Source organism: Streptomyces wuyuanensis (genome assembly GCF_900103455.1).
GTDB lineage: Bacteria > Actinomycetota > Actinomycetes > Streptomycetales > Streptomycetaceae > Streptomyces > Streptomyces wuyuanensis.
Genome location: NZ_FNHI01000005.1, coordinates 313,985 through 330,959, shown reverse-complemented (window position 1 = coordinate 330,959; position 16,975 = coordinate 313,985). Strand labels below are relative to the sequence as shown.

The 16,975-nt window shown below is 72.4% G+C and carries 11 protein-coding genes; 3 read left to right on the top strand and 8 right to left on the bottom strand.

The window, feature by feature from the left end; genetic code table 11:
- Positions 1–95: 95 nt before the first annotated feature.
- From ispG to BLT82_RS10465, 4 genes are all read right to left on the bottom strand, one after another.
- Positions 96–1,250, bottom strand: a complete 1,155-nt coding sequence (gene ispG, locus BLT82_RS10480) for a flavodoxin-dependent (E)-4-hydroxy-3-methylbut-2-enyl-diphosphate synthase (protein WP_093653613.1) — start codon at positions 1,248–1,250, stop codon at positions 96–98.
- A gap of 204 nt (positions 1,251–1,454) precedes the next feature.
- The gene (locus BLT82_RS10475; RefSeq protein WP_093653612.1) at positions 1,455–2,756 is read right to left on the bottom strand and encodes a M50 family metallopeptidase; all 1,302 of its coding nucleotides are present in this window, start codon (positions 2,754–2,756) and stop codon (positions 1,455–1,457) included.
- A complete protein-coding gene (gene dxr, locus BLT82_RS10470) occupies positions 2,753–4,015 on the bottom strand; it encodes a 1-deoxy-D-xylulose-5-phosphate reductoisomerase (protein WP_093653611.1) in 1,263 nt (420 codons plus the stop codon). The genes BLT82_RS10475 and dxr overlap by 4 nt, the downstream gene beginning before the upstream one ends.
- Positions 4,016–4,128: 113 nt before the next feature.
- The gene (locus BLT82_RS10465; RefSeq protein WP_093653610.1) at positions 4,129–6,111 is read right to left on the bottom strand and encodes an acyl-CoA dehydrogenase family protein; all 1,983 of its coding nucleotides are present in this window, start codon (positions 6,109–6,111) and stop codon (positions 4,129–4,131) included.
- Between the two features lie 479 nt (positions 6,112–6,590).
- Between BLT82_RS10465 and BLT82_RS10455 the strand changes: the two genes are divergently transcribed.
- Together BLT82_RS10455 and BLT82_RS10450 are read left to right on the top strand one after the other, a co-directional pair.
- The gene (locus tag BLT82_RS10455) at positions 6,591–7,187 is read left to right on the top strand and encodes a TetR/AcrR family transcriptional regulator (protein WP_093653608.1); all 597 of its coding nucleotides are present in this window, start codon (positions 6,591–6,593) and stop codon (positions 7,185–7,187) included.
- Positions 7,184–8,089 carry an SDR family oxidoreductase gene (locus BLT82_RS10450; RefSeq protein WP_093653607.1) on the top strand — a complete coding sequence of 302 codons (906 nt, stop codon included), beginning with the start codon at positions 7,184–7,186 and terminating at the stop codon, positions 8,087–8,089. The genes BLT82_RS10455 and BLT82_RS10450 overlap by 4 nt, the downstream gene beginning before the upstream one ends.
- A gap of 146 nt (positions 8,090–8,235) precedes the next feature.
- Here the strand turns inward: BLT82_RS10450 and BLT82_RS10445 are convergent, their stop codons facing one another.
- From BLT82_RS10445 to BLT82_RS10430, 4 genes are all read right to left on the bottom strand, one after another.
- Complete coding sequence (locus tag BLT82_RS10445; protein WP_093653606.1) at positions 8,236–9,681, bottom strand: aldehyde dehydrogenase family protein; 1,446 nt, start codon at positions 9,679–9,681, stop codon at positions 8,236–8,238.
- 140 nt (positions 9,682–9,821) lie between these two features.
- Complete coding sequence (locus BLT82_RS10440) at positions 9,822–10,883, bottom strand: EamA family transporter (protein WP_093653605.1); 1,062 nt, start codon at positions 10,881–10,883, stop codon at positions 9,822–9,824.
- 337 nt (positions 10,884–11,220) lie between these two features.
- The gene (locus tag BLT82_RS10435) at positions 11,221–12,804 is read right to left on the bottom strand and encodes a PucR family transcriptional regulator (protein WP_093653604.1); all 1,584 of its coding nucleotides are present in this window, start codon (positions 12,802–12,804) and stop codon (positions 11,221–11,223) included.
- Positions 12,805–12,939: 135 nt separating this feature from the next.
- On the bottom strand, positions 12,940–15,039 hold the full coding sequence (locus tag BLT82_RS10430) for a type IV secretory system conjugative DNA transfer family protein (protein ID WP_093653603.1): 2,100 nt from the start codon (positions 15,037–15,039) through the stop codon (positions 12,940–12,942).
- A gap of 454 nt (positions 15,040–15,493) precedes the next feature.
- Here BLT82_RS10430 and gabT point away from each other — a divergent pair, with 454 nt between their 5' ends.
- On the top strand, positions 15,494–16,828 hold the full coding sequence (gabT, locus tag BLT82_RS10425; RefSeq protein WP_093653602.1) for a 4-aminobutyrate--2-oxoglutarate transaminase: 1,335 nt from the start codon (positions 15,494–15,496) through the stop codon (positions 16,826–16,828).
- Positions 16,829–16,975 lie beyond the last annotated feature (147 nt).

Sequence of the window (16,975 nt, the reverse complement as noted above, 5' to 3'; positions counted from 1 at the left end):
TGCCGGTCTGTGCACTGTACCCGGATACCCGGGACCGGGCCCCTCACGCGAAAGGGCCGGGCCGCCTGCGCGGACCCGGCCCCGACGGCGGGTGGTCAGCTGACGGAGACCTCGGGCTCCCCGGAGGCCACGCCGTCCTTCTCCATCTGCTCGGCGATCTTCAGCGCCTCCTCGATGAGGGTCTCGACGATCTTCGACTCGGGCACCGTCTTGATGACCTCGCCCTTGACGAAGATCTGGCCCTTGCCGTTGCCGGAGGCGACACCCAGGTCGGCCTCGCGGGCCTCGCCGGGACCGTTCACGACGCAGCCCATGACGGCGACGCGCAGGGGCACCTCCATGCCCTCGAGGCCCGCGGTGACCTGGTCGGCCAGCTTGTAGACGTCGACCTGGGCGCGGCCGCAGGACGGGCAGGAGACGATCTCGAGCCGGCGCTGGCGCAGGTTCAGCGACTCCAGGATCTGGATGCCGACCTTGACCTCCTCCGCCGGGGGCGCGGACAGCGACACACGGATGGTGTCGCCGATGCCCTCGCTGAGCAGTGCGCCGAAGGCGACCGCGGACTTGATGGTGCCCTGGAAGGCGGGGCCGGCCTCGGTCACGCCCAGGTGGAGCGGGTAGTCGCACTGGGCGGCCAGCTGCCGGTAGGCGTTGACCATGACGACCGGGTCGTTGTGCTTGACCGAGATCTTGATGTCGCGGAAGTCGTGCTCCTCGAAGAGGGAGGCCTCCCACAGCGCCGACTCGACGAGCGCCTCGGGGGTGGCCTTGCCGTACTTCTGGAGCAGCCGCCGGTCGAGCGAGCCCGCGTTCACACCGATGCGGATGGGAGTGCCGGCGTCCTTGGCCGCCTTGGCGATCTCCTTGACCTTGTCGTCGAACTGCTTGATGTTGCCGGGGTTGACGCGGACCGCGGCACAGCCCGCGTCGATGGCCGCGAAGACGTACTTCGGCTGGAAGTGGATGTCCGCGATCACCGGGATCTGCGACTTCCGGGCGATGGTGGAGAGCGCGTCGGCGTCGTCCTGCGTGGGGCACGCGACGCGGACGATCTGGCAGCCGGACGCGGTGAGCTCGGCGATCTGCTGCAGCGTGGCGCCGACGTCGGAGGTCCGCGTCGTCGTCATCGACTGCACCGACACGGGCGCGTCGCCACCGACGGCGACCGTGCCGACCTGGATCTTGCGGCTGATCCTCCGGTCGGCGAGCTTGGTCGGAACGGACGGCATTCCGAGAGAAATCGCGGTCATCTGCTGTGCAACCCCAAGGTGTGGATCGAGGCCCTGACAGGGCGGGCTCCAGGCTTCGACATTACGCCACGGGCCCGGAGCCCAGCACACCGCGGCGGCAAACCACCCGAAGAGACGCGGCCGGACGCCACACGGTGTCCGGCCGCGGTTTCCACCCGGGATCCGGGCGGCTTCCTCCGGGGAAACACGCTCCCTGGGAGATCCCTAGGAGATCTTGACCGGGTTCACGATGTCCGCCACCAGCACGAGGAGCGTGAAGCAGATGAAGATCCCTGCGACCACGTAGGCCACGGGCATCAGCTTCGCCACGTCGAAGGGGCCGGGGTCGGGCCGGCGGAACAGCCGGGCGACGTTGCGGCGCACCGATTCCCAGAGCGCCCCCGCGATGTGCCCGCCGTCGAGCGGCAGCAGCGGCAGCATGTTGAACAGGAAGAGCGAGAGGTTGAAACCGGCGAGCAGCATCAGGAACGTCGCGACGATGTTCTGGGTGGGGGCGTCGAGGTTGAGCACCTCTCCGCTGATCCGGGCAGCGCCGACCACCCCGACCGGGGAGTCGTCCTTGCGCTCGCCGTCGGCGAAGGCGGCGTCCCACAGGTCCGGCACCTTGGCGGGGAGCGAGATGATCGACTGGACGCCGTTCTCGAACATGTCGCCCATGCGGTCCAGGGACTGCCCGAAGGTCTGCGGCACGATCTCCGTCCTCGCCGCGAAACCGAGGTAGCCGGCCGGCACGAACTCGCCGGGGACGACCTGCCCGTCGGCGTCCTTCTTGGCCACCATGTTCTTCAGCAGGGTCGCCTCGAGGACCTTCTCCTCGCCGCCGCGGTCGACCGTGATGGTGGCCGGGCCGATGGTGTCGCGGATACGGCTGGACAGGTCGCCCCAGTCGTTCACCGGCACCCCGTTGAAGGCGACGATCCGGTCGTCCTTGAGCAGTCCGGCGGCGGCCGCCGGGGACTCGGGGTCGGAGGACTTGCAGGTGCTGCGTTCCTCGCTCTGCGGAATGACGCACTGCTGCACACCGGCGACCTGGGTGGTCTGGGTCGCGAAGCCGAACGACATCGAGATGCCCAGGAAGATCGCGACGGCGAGCACCAGGTTCATGAACGGGCCCGCGAACATCACGATGACGCGCTTCCACGGCTTGCGCGTGTAGAAGAGCCGGGTCTCGTCTCCGGGCTTGAGCTCCTCGAAGGCCGCGGTGCGGGCGTCCTCGATCATGCCCCGCCACGGGGAGGTGGACCGGGCCTCCACCCGGCCGTCCGGGCCGGGCGGGAACATCCCGATCATGCGGATGTAGCCACCGGCCGGGATGGCCTTGATCCCGTACTCGGTCTCGCCCTTGTGCCGCGACCAGATGGTGGGGCCGAAGCCGACCATGTACTGGGGCACGCGGATACCGAAGAGCTTGGCGGTCGAGAGATGGCCGAGCTCGTGCCAGGCGATGGAGAAGAGCAGTCCGACGGCGAAGAGCGCTATGCCGAGGACCGTCAACAGAATCGTCATGCGCGAGCCTCCGCTGTCGCCTTCTCTGCCAGTGCGGCCAGTTCCCGGGCGCGGGCGCGCGCCCAGGTCTCCGCTTCCAGGACGTCCGGGACCGTCAGCGAGGTTCCCCGGCCGGGGGTGCCGTGTTCGCCGACGACTGCAGTGACCGTATCCATGATTCCGTTGAACGGCAGCCGTCCCCCGAGGAATGCGTCGACGCATTCCTCGTTCGCGGCGTTGAACACCGCCGGGGCGGTGCCGCCCAGCTCGCCTACGTGCCGGGCCAGTGCCACGGACGGGAAGGCCTCGTCGTCGAGCGGGAAGAACTCCCAGGTGGAGGCCGTCGACCAGTCGAAGGCGGGGGCGGCGTCCGGCACCCGCTCGGGCCAGCCGATGCCGATGGCGATGGGGCCCCGCATGTCCGGCGGCGTCGCCTGGGCGAGTGTGGAGCCGTCGGTGAACTCCACCATCGAGTGAACGTAGGACTGGGGGTGGACCACGACCTCGATGCGGTCGAACGGGATGTCGTAGAGCAGGTGCGCCTCGATGACCTCCAGGCCCTTGTTCACCAGGGTGGCGCTGTTGACCGTGATCACCGGGCCCATCGCCCAGGTGGGATGGGCCAGGGCGTCCTCGGGGGTGACCCGGGAGAGCTCGGCCCTGGTGCGCCCGCGGAACGGGCCGCCGGAGGCGGTGACGACGAGCTTGCGGACGTCGGCGCGGGTACCGGCGGCGAGCGCCTGGAACAGCGCGGCGTGCTCGGAGTCGACGGGGATAATCTGGCCGGGCTTCGCCAGGGCCTTCACCAGCGGGCCGCCGACGATGAGCGACTCCTTGTTCGCGAGCGCGAGGGTGCGGCCCGCTTCGAGCGCGGCGAGGGTGGGGGCGAGGCCGATGGATCCGGTGATGCCGTTGAGGACGGTGTGGCAGTCGGAGGCGGCGAGCTGGGTCGCCGCGTCGGGCCCGGCCAGGATCTCGGGGAGCTGCTCGCCCGTTCCGTACCGCGCCCGCAGGGCCTCGCGGAGCTCGGGGACGGCCTCCTCGCGGGCGACGGCGACCGACCGCACCCGGAGCCGGTGCGCCTGCTCGGCGAGCAGGGCGATCCGCCCGCCGGCGGCGGAGAGTGCGGTGACGCGGAAGCGGTCGGGATTGCGCAGGACCAGGTCGATGGCCTGCGTGCCGATGGACCCGGTGGAGCCGAGGACGACGATGTCCCGGCGGCCTTCGGAGGGATCGAAGGCGATGTGCGGATCGGCGAGAGGGGCTGGGCTGTCGCTCATGCCCCCATTGTGGCCGCTGCCGCCGCGGGCCCCGACAGTGCGTCCCCTGCGCGCCGCCGGTGCGGGCGCCGCCCGGAGGCGACGGCTCGCACCGGCGGCCGCGCGCCCGTACGTCAGCGGAACGGGCGGTGGACGTTCTCCCGCATCGACGGGCCGGGGGTCGCGTCCGCGATCCAGGGGCCGTCGCCGCTCGGGTCGAGTACGCCCTCCTCGAGCCAGGTGTAGGAGCCGGCGAGGACGTCCTTCACCACCGAGCGGTCGAGGTCGTCGGTGTTGGTCCACAGACGTCCGAAGAGTTCCTCGACCCGGATGCGGGACTGCCGGCAGAAGGCGTCGGCCAGCCGGTAGGCCTCCCGGCCGTGCTCCCCGGTCCTGCGCAGCAGTTCGGCCCGTACGCAGGCGGCGCTCATCGCGAACAGCTCCGCGCCGATGTCGACGACACGGCCGAGGAAGCCCTGCTTGGTCTCCATCCGGCCCTGCCAGCGCGACATGGCGTAGAACGTGGAGCGCGCGAGCTTGCGCGAGGTGCGCTCCACGTACCGCAGGTGCACGGAGAGGTCCGTGTGCCCGCGCGGGTGGAACTCGGCGTACGAGCGGGGCAGCTGGCCCGGCCCCGCGACCAGCTTGGGCAGCCAGCGGGCGTAGAACGCCGTGGCCGCAGCACCCGCCCTGGCCTTGTCGCCCAGCGACTTGTCGGGGTCGATGATGTCGCCGGCCACGGAGAGGTGCGCGTCCACCGCCTCGCGCGCGATCAGCAGATGCATGATCTCGGTGGAACCCTCGAAGATGCGGTTGATGCGCAGGTCGCGCAGCAACTGCTCGGTGGGTACGGCCCGTTCGCCGCGAGCGGCGAGGGACTCCGCCGTCTCGAAGCCGCGTCCGCCGCGGATCTGGACCAGCTCGTCGGCGATGAGCCAGGACATCTCGGAACCGTAGAGCTTGGCGAGGGCCGCCTCGATGCGGATGTCGTTGCGGTCCTCGTCGGCCATCTGGGATGCCAGGTCGACGACGGCCTCCATGGCGAAGGTGGTCGCCGCGATGAAGGAGATCTTCGCGCCGACGGCCTCGTGCTTGGCGACCGGCTTGCCCCACTGCTCGCGGACGGCGGACCATTCGCGGGCGATCTTCAGGCACCACTTGCCCGCGCCCACGCACATCGCCGGCAAGGACAGACGGCCGGTGTTCAGCGTGGTCAGGGCGATCTTCAGCCCGGCGCCCTCGGGGCCGATGCGGTTCGCGGCGGGCACCCGGACCTGGTGGAAGCGGGTCACGCCGTTCTCGATGCCGCGCAGGCCCATGAAGGCGTTGCGGTTCTCGACGGTGATGCCCTCGTCGCCCGCCTCGACGACGAAGGCGGTGATGCCGCCCTTGTGGCCCTCGGACTTGGGGACGCGGGCCATGACGACGAGGAGGTCGGCGACGACACCGTTGGTCGTCCACAGCTTCACGCCGTCGAGCACGTAGTCGTCGCCGTCCGGCACGGCCGTGGTGGCCAGGCGCGCCGGGTCGGAACCGACGTCGGGCTCGGTCAGCAGGAACGCCGAGATGTCGGTGCGGGCCAGGCGCGGGAGGAACTTCTCCTTCTGCTCCTGGGTACCGAAGATCTTCAGCGGCTGCGGTACGCCGATCGACTGATGCGCGGACAGCAGCGCTCCGATGGCGGGGCTCACGGAGCCGACCAGGGCCAGGGCCTTGTTGTAGTACACCTGGGTGAGGCCGAGGCCGCCGTACTTCGTGTCGATCTTCATGCCGAGCGCGCCGAGTTCCTTGAGGCCCTCGATCACCTCGTCGGGGATCCTGGCCTGGCGTTCGATCAGCGCCCCGTCGATCTTCGTCTCGCAGAAGTCGCGCAGTTTGGCGAGGAACTCCTCGCCGCGCTGCACGTCCTCGGAGGCCGGCAGCGGATGGGGGTGGATCAGGTCGAGCCGGAAACGGCCGAGGAACAGCTCCTTGGCGAAGCTCGGCTTGCGCCAGCTCTGCTCGCGCGCGGCCTCGGCGACCTGGCGTGCCTCACGCTCGGTGACCTTTGGTGCCCCTGTGGCCTCGGGGGACACGGAGACCTTCGGGGCGTCCTGCGGAGTGGATGGTGCGGACATGAGGGACTCACCTCGCCGCTGTCGGAGGGCGGCCGGACCGGAATTACCGTCCGGTGCTACTCGTCCGTATCTACCCGAATACCGGCCGCCTCACCAGTCCTGCGGGGCAGCCGGGTGGATCCCGTCCGGCTACCACAGAAGGGCCGTCGGAGCCTCCGCGCGGGAGGACGCAGGGCAACGACAAGGGCTCCGGCTCCGGCTCCGGCTCCGGCTCCGGCTCCGGCTCCGGCTCCGGCTCCGGCTCCGGCTCCGGCTTCGGCTTCGGCTTCGGCTTCGGCTTCGGCTTCGGCTTCGGGGGCACGCTTCCGCAGCGGGGCCCGGAGGCGGTAACCCCGCCCCCACGACCGGATCGATGCCCTCGGCATCCGCAGCCTGATCGACCGCATCGACAGGATTCCGAAGCACTCAAATGAGACATCAATGTCCCAAACCAAGATGGCAAGCTCTTGAATTGGATGAGCATTTGCTAGCTTCGGTGCATGGATGGCGCTGTTATGGAGTCCGGAACGCGTAGTCGCACACGCCGCGCCATCCTGGGCGCGGCCGCCGAGGTGCTGGCCCGGGACCGGGCCGCGACGCTCGCCGACATCGCCAGGGCCGCCCAGGTCGGTCGCAGCACGCTGCACCGCTACTTCCCGGACCGGGACGTGCTGGTCGAGGCAGCCGTGGCCGACGCCTATCTGGTGATCCAGCAGTCGATCCAGGACGCGGCGGTGGACGAGGGGCCTCCTCTGGCGGCCCTGCGCCGACTGGTCACGGCCATGGTCGACGCCGGCGACCGACTGCTGTTCCTGTACGGCGACTCCAGCGTCCTCGAAGGCTACGAGGCGGGCGACGAACCGGACTCCGTGGCACAGATGATGGCCGACCTGATCAAGCGCGGACAGGCGGAGGGGGTCTTCGACCCCGACCTCGCCGTGCAGTGGATCCAGGACACGCTGTGGGCACTCGTCTACACCGGCTGCGACTCGGCCGGCCGCGGCGTCCTGCCGCGGCACGGCGTCGCGACCGCGGTCATCCGCATGCTCGAGAACGGCATCCGAGTGCAGAGTCGAGGGGACGTGGAGTCCAAGTGACGATCTTGGTGACCGGAGCGACCGGGAACGTGGGCCGGCATGTGGTGGCCGAGCTGCTGAAGGCCGGTGAGAGCGTGCGGGCCCTGACGCGCCGGCCGGACACCGCCCGGCTGCCCGCCGGCACACAGGTCGTCCCGGGTGACCTGGAGCGGCCCGGGACGCTGCCGGACGCTCTGGCCGGGGTGGAGAGGATGTTCCTCTTCCCGGTCCTCGAAGCGGCCGAGGAGGTCGTGGACCTGGCGGTGAGGGCGGGGGTGCGCCGGATCGTGCTCCTCTCGTCCGCCGCCGTCACCGCCGGCTGGGACACCGAGTACCACCTCCCGGTCGAACGGGCCGTGGAGGCCTCGGGCCTGGAGTGGACCCATGTCCGGCCCGGCGAGTTCGCCGTCAACTCCCTGTACATGTGGGGTCCGTCGATCCGCGCCGACCGCACCGTCGTCGAGCCGTTCCCCGAACGTACCGGCGCCCCGGTCCACGAGTGGGACATCGCCGAGGTCGTCGCCACCGCGCTCGTCGAGGACGGGCACGTCGGCACCGCCCCCACCCTGTCCGGTCCGCAGACACTCACCGCCCGGGAGCAGGTGGCGGCCATCGCCGAGGCCCTCGGTGAGGAGATCCGCCTCGACCACACCACCGTCGACCGGGCCCGCGCCTTCTACCGCGCACAGGGCGGATGGGCCGCGGCGAACGCCGACTTCCTCCTCGGATACGAGGACTACTCCGGGGCGGAGTCCGTCCCCGACGAGGACCACTCCGGAGCGGAGTTTGTCCCCGAGCCGTCGGGCGAGGAGCGGACCGGACCCCAGGACGCCCCGGGGCCGGTCACCGCCGACGCGGTCACCGGCCGGCCGCCGCGCCCGTACGCCATCTGGGCTCGCGACCACGCGGCCGACTTCCGCTGACCCGTTCCCCCCGCCTTCGCGGAGCCTCCTGCTCGACCGGGCCGAGGACACGGTGGTCGACGAACGCAAAAGGACGGCCGGAGCCCCCGCACAGTGGGCTCCGGCCGTCGGTCCCGGACCTACGGCTTCCGTCGGTCCGGGTGGTTCTACAGGGCGAGTCCGGTGAGGACCAGCACCCGCTCGTACGTGTAGTCGTCCATGGCGAACTTCACGCCCTCGCGGCCCACGCCGGACTGCTTGGCGCCGCCGTAGGGCATCTGGTCGGCACGGTAGGACGGAACATCGCCGACGATCACTCCACCGACCTCCAGCGCCCGGTGGGCGCGGAAGGCGGCCTGCAGATCGTGGGTGAACACGCCTGCCTGGAGGCCGTACTTGGAGTCGTTGACCGCAGCGAAGGCCTCGGCCTCGCCGTCGACGCTCGTCACGGTGAGGACCGGCCCGAAGACCTCCTCGCAGGCGAGCGTGGTGTCCGCGGGCACGCCGGTGAGCACGGTCGGGGCGTAGGAGGCGCCGTCGCGCTTGCCGCCGGCGTGGAGCCGGGCACCGGCCGCGACCGCCTCGTCGACCCAGGACTCGACGCGCTTGGCGGCGTCCTCGCTGACCAGCGGGCCGACGTCGGTGGTCGGGTCGGACGGGTCGCCGGTGCGCTGCGCCTCGACCGCGGCGACGATCTTCGGCAGCAGCCGGTCGTACACGGAGGCGTCGGCGATCACGCGCTGCACGGAGATGCAGGACTGGCCGCCCTGGTAGTTGGAGAAGGTGGCGATACGGGTCGCCGCCCAGTCCAGGTCCTCCTCGGAGGCGAAGTCGGCGAGCACGACGGCCGCGCCGTTGCCGCCGAGCTCCAGGGTGCAGTGCTTGCGCGGCACCGAGTCCATGATCGCGTAGCCGACCTTGTCGGAGCCCGTGAAGGAGATGACCGGGAGGCGCTCGTCCTGGACGAGGGCGGGCATCTTGTCGTTCGGAACCGGAAGCACCGACCAGGAGCCGGCGGGCAGCTCGGTCTCGGCGAGCAGCTCACCGAGGATCAGACCGGACAGCGGGGTGGCCGGAGCGGGCTTGAGGATGATCGGCGCGCCGACGGCGATGGCCGGGGCGATCTTGTGGGCGCACAGGTTCAGCGGGAAGTTGAACGGCGCGATGCCGAGGACGACGCCCTTCGGGAAACGGCGGGTCAGGGCGAGGCGGCCCTGGCCGCCGGCGTCCGTGTCGAGGCGCTGCGCCTCGCCCCCGTTGAAGCGGCGGGCCTCCTCGGCGGCGAAGCGGAATACGGAGACCGCGCGGCCGACCTCGCCGCGGGCCCACTTGAGCGGCTTGCCGTTCTCGGCGGAGATCAGCTGGGCGATCTCCTCGGTGCGCTCGACGAGACGCCGGGAGACGTGGTCGAGAGCGGCGGCGCGGACGTGGGCCGGGGTCGCCGCGAAATCGTCCACGACCGCGTGGGCCGCGGCAACGGCCTCCTCGACCTGTGCATCGGTCGGGACGGAGACCGTGCCGACGAGACGGCCGTCCCAGGGGGACGTCACGTCGAAGGTCGTCTCGCCGGTGGCCTGGCGGCCGGCGAGCCAGAAGGCGTGGGTGGAAGTCATATGGGGTCCCGGCCCTTCCGAAGTAGTGGGTTCCTCTCCTCACACGGTAGGGCGGCCGGGCCGGATCGTGGGTTGTCCGCCTTGGAGTGGTCGGCCGGGTCGCTCTGCCGCTTTGGCGAGTGCACCGAACGCCGCCGCCGTCAGCGGCGGCGTTCGGTGCTGACGATCAGACAGACGCCGGCGACGACGACCGCACCGCCGACGGCGATCGGCCAGGTCAGCTGCTCGCCGAGGACCAGCGCGCCGAGGAGTACGGCGACGACGGGGTTGACGTAGGCGTAGGTGGCCACGAGTGACAGCGGGGCCGAGTGCAGCAGCCAGGCGTAGGCCGTGAACGCGATCAGCGAGCCGAAGACGACGAGATACGCGAGGGCGGTCCAGGAGCGGCCGGACACCTCGGCGAGCACGAAACCCTGCTGTTCACCGCGGCCCAGTCCGACGAGCAGACAGCCGATGCCGCCCGCGACCATCTCGAAGGCGCTCGCGGCGAACGGGTTGCCGGGCATGGGGATGCGGGAGGAGGAGAAGGAGCCCACCGACCACATGACGGTCGCGGCGACCACGGTCAGCACACCCCAGAGGCGGACGTCGCCGCTCAGGCCCGGCAGGGTCAGCACGGCGAGTCCCGCGAGCCCGAGGAGGACTCCGCCGTACGCACCGACGCCCGGGCGCTCGCCCGACGCACGCCGCAGGACGACGACCCAGGCCGGGACGACCGCGACCAGGAGCGCGGCGAGTCCGGAGGGAACGGCGGTCTCGGCGAGGACGACGAGTCCGTTGCCGCCGAGGAGCAGCAGCAGTCCGACGACGGCGGCGGAGACCAACTGCGCGCGGGTGGCGCGGAGGGCGGACGGCCCCTGCCGCCAGGCGACGATCGCGGCGAGGATCAGCCCTGCGGTGACGAAGCGCGCTCCGGCCGACAGGAACGGCGGCATGGTCTCCACGACCACGCGGATGCCGAGGTACGTGGAGCCCCACACGACGTAGACGATGGCGAGCGCGGCCCAGACCGGGCCCGATATCCGGCGGCCGGGCGCGGCGGCCACCTCGTCCTCCACGGCGGACGCGGCACCGGGTACGGCGGTGAGGGCTGAGCCTGGTTCGGCGCCGGCGTCGGTGCCGGGCGGGGTGCCGGGTTCCGGTCCGCTCGCGCCGGGTGTGCCGGGAGCGGGTGTGCCGGCACCTGCTGCGGGTGGTGTCATCGGTCCTTCTCGTCTTGTGGACGGCCGGGCGGGAGCCTCCCCGCCCGACTGGTGATCACGAGGCAGGACCCTAAGGAGTCCAGCAGCCGAATGCCATGCTTTCTGCCCGAGTTCGGGCAGCAGGACGAGAATTCCCCGGCCGGATCAGCCTGAAGCGCGGCTTTGCGTGACGACGGCCCCGGCCCGGGTGCCGTCGCGGCCGTATGCCGTGGTCCGGGTTTCCCGGGGCCGGGAACGGGCCGGGGATCGGGCCGGGACCGGAGGCCGGGGCCCGACGCCCGAGGCCGGGCCGGGGCTCACGGGCGGGGCGCCGGCCGCACGGCCGGGAATGGGGCGCCTACTCCGACTCCGCCACCGGGCCCGTGACCGGGAGCGGGCTCTCCGTCGCCTTGAGCGCCAGCCAGAGCTCCATGCGCACGTCCGGGTCGTCCAGCGAGCGGCCGAGGATCTCCTCGACGCGCCGCATCCGGTAGCGCAGGGTGTGGCGGTGGACACCCAGGTCGGCGGCGGCGGCGTCCCACTGGCCGTGGCGGGAGAGCCAGGCGCGCAGCGATGCCACGAGGTCTCCGCGACCGGTCGCGTCGTGCTCCCGCAGGGCTCGCAGCATCCCGTCGGCGAAGGCGCGCACCGCGTCGTCGGCGAGCAGCGGCAGTACGGAGCCGGCCGCGAGCTCCTCGTGCTCGACGAGCGCCCTGCCCCGCCTGCGGGCGACGGAGAGCGCCTGTTCGGCCTGCTTGTACGCCGAGGCGGCCGCGATCGGCCCGGCCGGGGCCGACATGCCGACGACGACCCCCGCCTCCTCCGTCTCGCGTTCGGTGTACGGCTCGCAGGCGAGCGCGACCGCTCCCCCGTCGGCTGCGAGCACCACGAGCCGGTCGTCGCTCTCCGACACGGTCAGCACGGACTCGCCGGCCCGGGCGGCGGCGGACTCCAGCACTTCGGCGAGGGCGTGCAGGGGGTGTTCGGCCGCCGGGTCGGGCTCCCCGGCCGGTTCGCCGATGAGCAGCCGGAACGGGGCGTCCAGCAGACCTCCGTACAGGTCCCCGGCGACCGTTCTGGCGTGGTCCGGCTGGCCGGAGAGCATCATCCTCAGCACCGCGGCGCCGAGCCGCTGCTCGGCGGCCTGCAGCGAACGCGACCGTTCGGTCGTCAGCGTCAGCAGGGCCACCGCGGAGTGCACGGCGTAGCGCTCGGCCGTGCCGAGCGTCGCGCCCGTGCCGACCGCGAGCGCGCCCCGGACCCTGCGCCCCGTGCCCAGCGACTGGAGTTCGACGCGGTCCTCCGTCCCACCGACGACCGCGCTGGCGGGTGCCGGCCGCTCCCGGAGGCGCTCCACGTCCCCCGTGAGCCGGGCCGCGCGCCGGGTGGCCCACTCGGGAGCGGCGGCGACGACGGCACCGGAGGCGTCGTAGAGCGCGGCCCAGCCGTCGACGTGCGAGGCGAGCCTGGCGAGCAGGGCCGCGGGGCCCTCGGCGAGCGCGGCGCGCGTCAGCTCCCGCTGGGCCTCGAAGCCCGCGGTGACGGCCCGGTACTGATCGGCCGCGATGGCCGCCGAGACCGCCTTGCTGATGGCCAGGAAGGGCGTGCGCCGGGGCACTTCCAGGAGGGGGAAGTCCTCGGACTCGGCCGCCTCCAGCAGCGCGTCGGGGATGTCGTCGTAGTTGACCCCGACGGCGAAGCCCAGCCCCACGACGCCCGCGCCCGCGAGCCGCCGCACATAGCGGCGCATCGCCTCGCGGTCGGCGGCGTCGAGCGTCATCGCGGTGACGAGCAGCAGCTCGCCGCCCTCCATGTACGGCACGGGGTCCGCCAGCTCGCTGGCGTGCACCCAGCGCACGGGCGTCCCCAGCCGGTCCTCCCCCGCGCGCACGGTCAGCTTGAGCGCGGAGTGCTGGACGAGGGACGCGAGGGTGACCGGCATGTGACCGCGGACTTTCGGCAGAGGATGAGGGCTTCTGGGGCCATTTCGCCGTCCCGTATGAACGGCGCACCTCGATTCTGCCACCGCGTACGGTTGCCCGGCTCGGTTCCGCGGAACCGCGGAGCCACGCCAGCCTCAGTTCCGCAGATCCACCAGGAGCGGAGGGGTGTGCTCGCCCCGCACCGACGTCAACGAGAGGACGGCGTGCCCGGCCGGCACGGCGTGTGCCAACTCGGACGCCGACCAGCGCTCCCGCTCGACCTCGCGGACCGTCACCGCCTCGGCCGTGGCGGCCTTGCCCGTGACGACCCGCCGCATGAAGTGCAGCGCCTTGGTCAGCGGCTCGTCGGAGACGATCTGCCGGTTGGTCACGTCCTTGGTCTGCACCCACTCCTTGCCCCAGGACTCGGCGAACCGGCCGCCGTCCCACGGGCCGATGCCGGCGAACGCCATCCGGCAGCCGACCGCGCCCAGCAGCGGCCCGCGCAACGGCTCCGGCACGTCCTCCAGGGTGCGCAGCGCGAGCACCACCCCCGCGTGCGCGGAGCGCAGCCGCTGCACGGCCCTGATCGAGTCGGGCGTCACCGTATGGGTGGCGTCGTCCAGCACCAGGCAGGCGAACAGCGAGCGGTCCGAGCGGGCGAGTACGGCCTCCGTGAACTGGGCCAGCACGAGGCGGGCGATGATCCGCGACGCCTCGGCGTGGCCCCGCTCCGGGAGGTCGATCCTGACTCGCAGCGGGTGCTCGACGGCCCGGAGCGAGAACGGCCGGGCCGACTCTCCGGTGCGGAAGAACCGCGCGAACGCCGGCCGGTCGAGGAACGCGATCCGTTCCGCGAGCAGCACCCCGATGTCGTCGGAGCGCTCGGCCTGCCGTGCCCGCGCGTCGAGTTCCCTCAGCTGCGACGTCTCGCCCGCGGCCTGCAGGAGGGTGCGCAGCCCGTCCAGCGCGCCGGGCGCACCGCCGAGGAGGTCGCGCAGCTCGGGCACGGCCGGGAAGTGGCCGTGGGCGCCGCGGTAGGGCCCGATGAGCTGCGCGAGGGCGGTGGCGGCCCGCCGGCCGTCGGCCGTGAGGTCGCCGGCGAGCGCCTCGGCGACGATCCGGGCGGCCTCGTCGGGGTCGTCGCTGCCGCCGTAGAGGTCCAGATCGTGCGTGGAATCGGGCCGCCCCGGGGCGATGACCAGGTCGAACGCGTCGTCGGGGGCGAGCCCGGTGCCGTGCGCCGTGACCGCCACGACGGCGGCCCGGTTCGCGAGGGCCTGCAGGCACATGGCCTCGACCACGGGCCGCACGAGCCGCACGGTCTTGCCCGACCCGGACGGCCCGACGGCGAGCAGCGACGTGCCGAGCAGTGCGGGTTCGAGGGCCACTCCGGTGGTGCGGCGGGCGTAGGGGTTGCGGGGGTGGTCGGCGGCGGTGCCGATCCTGACCTGGTTCGCGGCGAGGTCGTGCACGGCGGTCCGGACCGGCAGATCCCGTTCTCCGGAAGGGTGCGCGCAGGCCGCCGCGCCCTCCGCGCGCACCACGTCGGTGAAGGCCGCGAGCCGCTCGGGCCTGGTCCGCACCCCCTGCCAGGCGCGGCGGATCCGCGCGTAGTCGACATCGCCGAGCGAACCCTTGCGCGTCGCCTCGGCCAGGGTGCGGGCCGTGTCGTCCAGTCCGGCGCTGCGCAGGTCGGGCCAGTCCGCGGGGTCCTCCTTCGGCGGGGGCGGCGGAGCGGGCACGGCCTTCCTGCGGGAGTAGCGATGCCAGATCTCCGGCACGTGGCCGATCCGGGCGAAGAGGACGAGGAGCCCGCCGCCGACGAGGGCGTAGTACACGTAACTCGCCGTGGCCCACATCGCGGGGTCGGTGCGCCAGGAGTCCGGGGTCAGCACGAGCAGCGGCCAGAGCCAGTAGCGGCCGAGGTAGCCGTTCCACAGCAGGGACCAGAGCAGCCAGCCCGCGAGCAGGGCGACCAGTGCACCCGTGAACAGCCTTCTCGCCGGGACGAGGTCCGGCTCCTCCTCGGGGCGCGGCCGGTGTCCCAGCCGCCAGACGCCCGGTTCGGCGTCGGGCCGGGGCGTACGGAGCCAGTCGGCGACGGAGACCCCGGCGGCCGCCGGGGCGTGCGACGGGACGGGCGGGGCTGCGGGCGGCAGCGGCGGGGGGCCCGCGGGGCGCGGGACGGGCCGCGCGCTCCCGGTGCCGCCGGATCGGCCGCCGCGTGCGTCGTACGTGCCTTCGGTCTCCATGAACCCCTGCCCCCTGACCAGCCAGGTCCGCGCGTCTGTGCCACCGTCAATCTAGTGCCCGGCGCCGGGGAGTTCAGCGATCCCGCACCGATCCCGCGGGCGGGAGTACGGCACGTGCCGGCCTGCCGCCCCACCGCCGGTCCGGGCCGGCACGGACCGGGGCCGCGAACCGGCCGGCGCGGGCCGGGAGGCACCGCCGCGGGGCCGCCCCGGCCCGGGACGGGGGCCTACGGAAAACCGGCCGCGGCCCGGCCGGCGCGCACGGCCCGGGACCCGGGCGCCCCGGCTGCGGGGCCGCCCGGCCCCGCCGTCGCTCCGCCATCCGCGCGCCTATGTCCTTCGCGGACAAGGACACGCCCCCACCACTACCGAACGGAGCATGCCGGACCCCCCGGCCCGGACCTAGCCTGCGAAGAAAGAAGAAGTGCGTCCGGAAACACCCCCAGGAGCCCTCATGAGCGCAATTCCGCAGGAGCGCCGCGTCGTCACCGCCATCCCCGGCCCCAAGTCGCAGGAGCTGCAGGCCCGCCGTCTCTCCGCGGTCGCGGCCGGCGTGGGCTCCGTGCTGCCGGTGTTCACCGCCCGCGCCGGCGGCGGCATCATCGAGGACGTCGACGGCAACCGCCTGATCGACTTCGGTTCCGGCATCGCCGTGACCACCGTGGGCGCCTCCGCCGAGGCCGTCGTACGCCGCGCCTCCGCGCAGCTCGCGGACTTCACCCACACCTGTTTCATGGTCACGCCCTACGAGGGCTACGTCGAGGTCTGCGAGGCCCTGGCCGAGCTCACGCCGGGCGACCACGCCAAGAAGTCGGCGCTGTTCAACTCCGGCGCCGAGGCCGTCGAGAACGCCGTCAAGATCGCGCGTGCGTACACCAAGCGCCAGGCCGTCGTCGTCTTCGACCACGGCTACCACGGCCGCACCAACCTCACCATGGCGCTGACCGCGAAGAACATGCCGTACAAGAACGGCTTCGGCCCGTTCGCCCCCGAGGTCTACCGCGTCCCGGTCGCCTACGGCTACCGCTGGCCCACCGGCCCGGACAACTGCGGCCCCGAGGCCGCCGCCCAGGCCATCGACCAGATCAGCAAGCAGATCGGCGCCGACAACGTCGCCGCGGTCATCATCGAGCCGGTCCTCGGCGAGGGCGGCTTCATCGAGCCCGCCAAGGGCTTCCTCCCGGCGATCGCGCAGTTCGCCAAGGACAACGGCATCGTCTTCGTCGCCGACGAGATCCAGTCCGGCTTCTGCCGCACCGGCCAGTGGTTCGCCTGCGAGGACGAGGGCATCGTCCCGGACCTGATCACCACCGCCAAGGGCATCGCCGGCGGTCTGCCGCTGTCCGCGGTCACGGGCCGCGCCGAGATCATGGACGCCGCGCACGCCGGCGGCCTCGGCGGAACCTACGGCGGCAACCCCGTCGCCTGCGCCGGTGCGCTCGGCGCCATCGAGACCATGCGCGAGCAGGACCTCAACGGCAAGGCCAAGCGCATCGAGGAGGTCATGAAGGGCCGCCTGTCCGCGATGGCCGAGAAGTTCGACATCATCGGCGACATCCGCGGCCGCGGCGCCATGATCGCCATCGAGCTGGTCAAGGACCGCGCCACCAAGGAGCCGAACCCGGAGGCCGCCGGCGCGCTCGCCAAGGCCTGCCACGCCGAGGGCGTCCTCGTCCTCACCTGCGGCACCTACGGCAACGTGCTGCGCTTCCTGCCCCCGCTGGTGATCGGCGAGGACCTGCTCAACGAGGGCCTGGACATCATCGAGACGGCGCTCGCGGGCGTCTGAGCCGGAGGCGCGGGGTGTAACCGCCCGTAATCGCGCGCTCTCTGTGAAGAACGTGTGGGGGGCCAATGGCGGGATGGCATTCCCGCTGTCGGTCCCCCCTGCCACTGCCGTACGGTTTCCGCAGATGAGAGAAACACCCCGCCCGCA

Coding starts and splice junctions, on each gene's coding strand:
- BLT82_RS10465 (WP_093653610.1), bottom strand. CDS start 6,111: ATGTCCGCACCATCCACTCCGCAGGACGCCCCGAAGGTCTCCGTGTCC.
- BLT82_RS10440 (WP_093653605.1), bottom strand. CDS start 10,883: ATGACACCACCCGCAGCAGGTGCCGGCACACCCGCTCCCGGCACACCC.
- gabT (WP_093653602.1), top strand. CDS start 15,494: ATGAGCGCAATTCCGCAGGAGCGCCGCGTCGTCACCGCCATCCCCGGC.
- BLT82_RS10445 (WP_093653606.1), bottom strand. CDS start 9,681: ATGACTTCCACCCACGCCTTCTGGCTCGCCGGCCGCCAGGCCACCGGC.
- BLT82_RS10430 (WP_093653603.1), bottom strand. CDS start 15,039: ATGGAGACCGAAGGCACGTACGACGCACGCGGCGGCCGATCCGGCGGC.
- BLT82_RS10455 (WP_093653608.1), top strand. CDS start 6,591: ATGGATGGCGCTGTTATGGAGTCCGGAACGCGTAGTCGCACACGCCGC.
- BLT82_RS10475 (WP_093653612.1), bottom strand. CDS start 2,756: ATGACGATTCTGTTGACGGTCCTCGGCATAGCGCTCTTCGCCGTCGGA.
- BLT82_RS10435 (WP_093653604.1), bottom strand. CDS start 12,804: ATGCCGGTCACCCTCGCGTCCCTCGTCCAGCACTCCGCGCTCAAGCTG.
- ispG (WP_093653613.1), bottom strand. CDS start 1,250: ATGACCGCGATTTCTCTCGGAATGCCGTCCGTTCCGACCAAGCTCGCC.
- dxr (WP_093653611.1), bottom strand. CDS start 4,015: ATGAGCGACAGCCCAGCCCCTCTCGCCGATCCGCACATCGCCTTCGAT.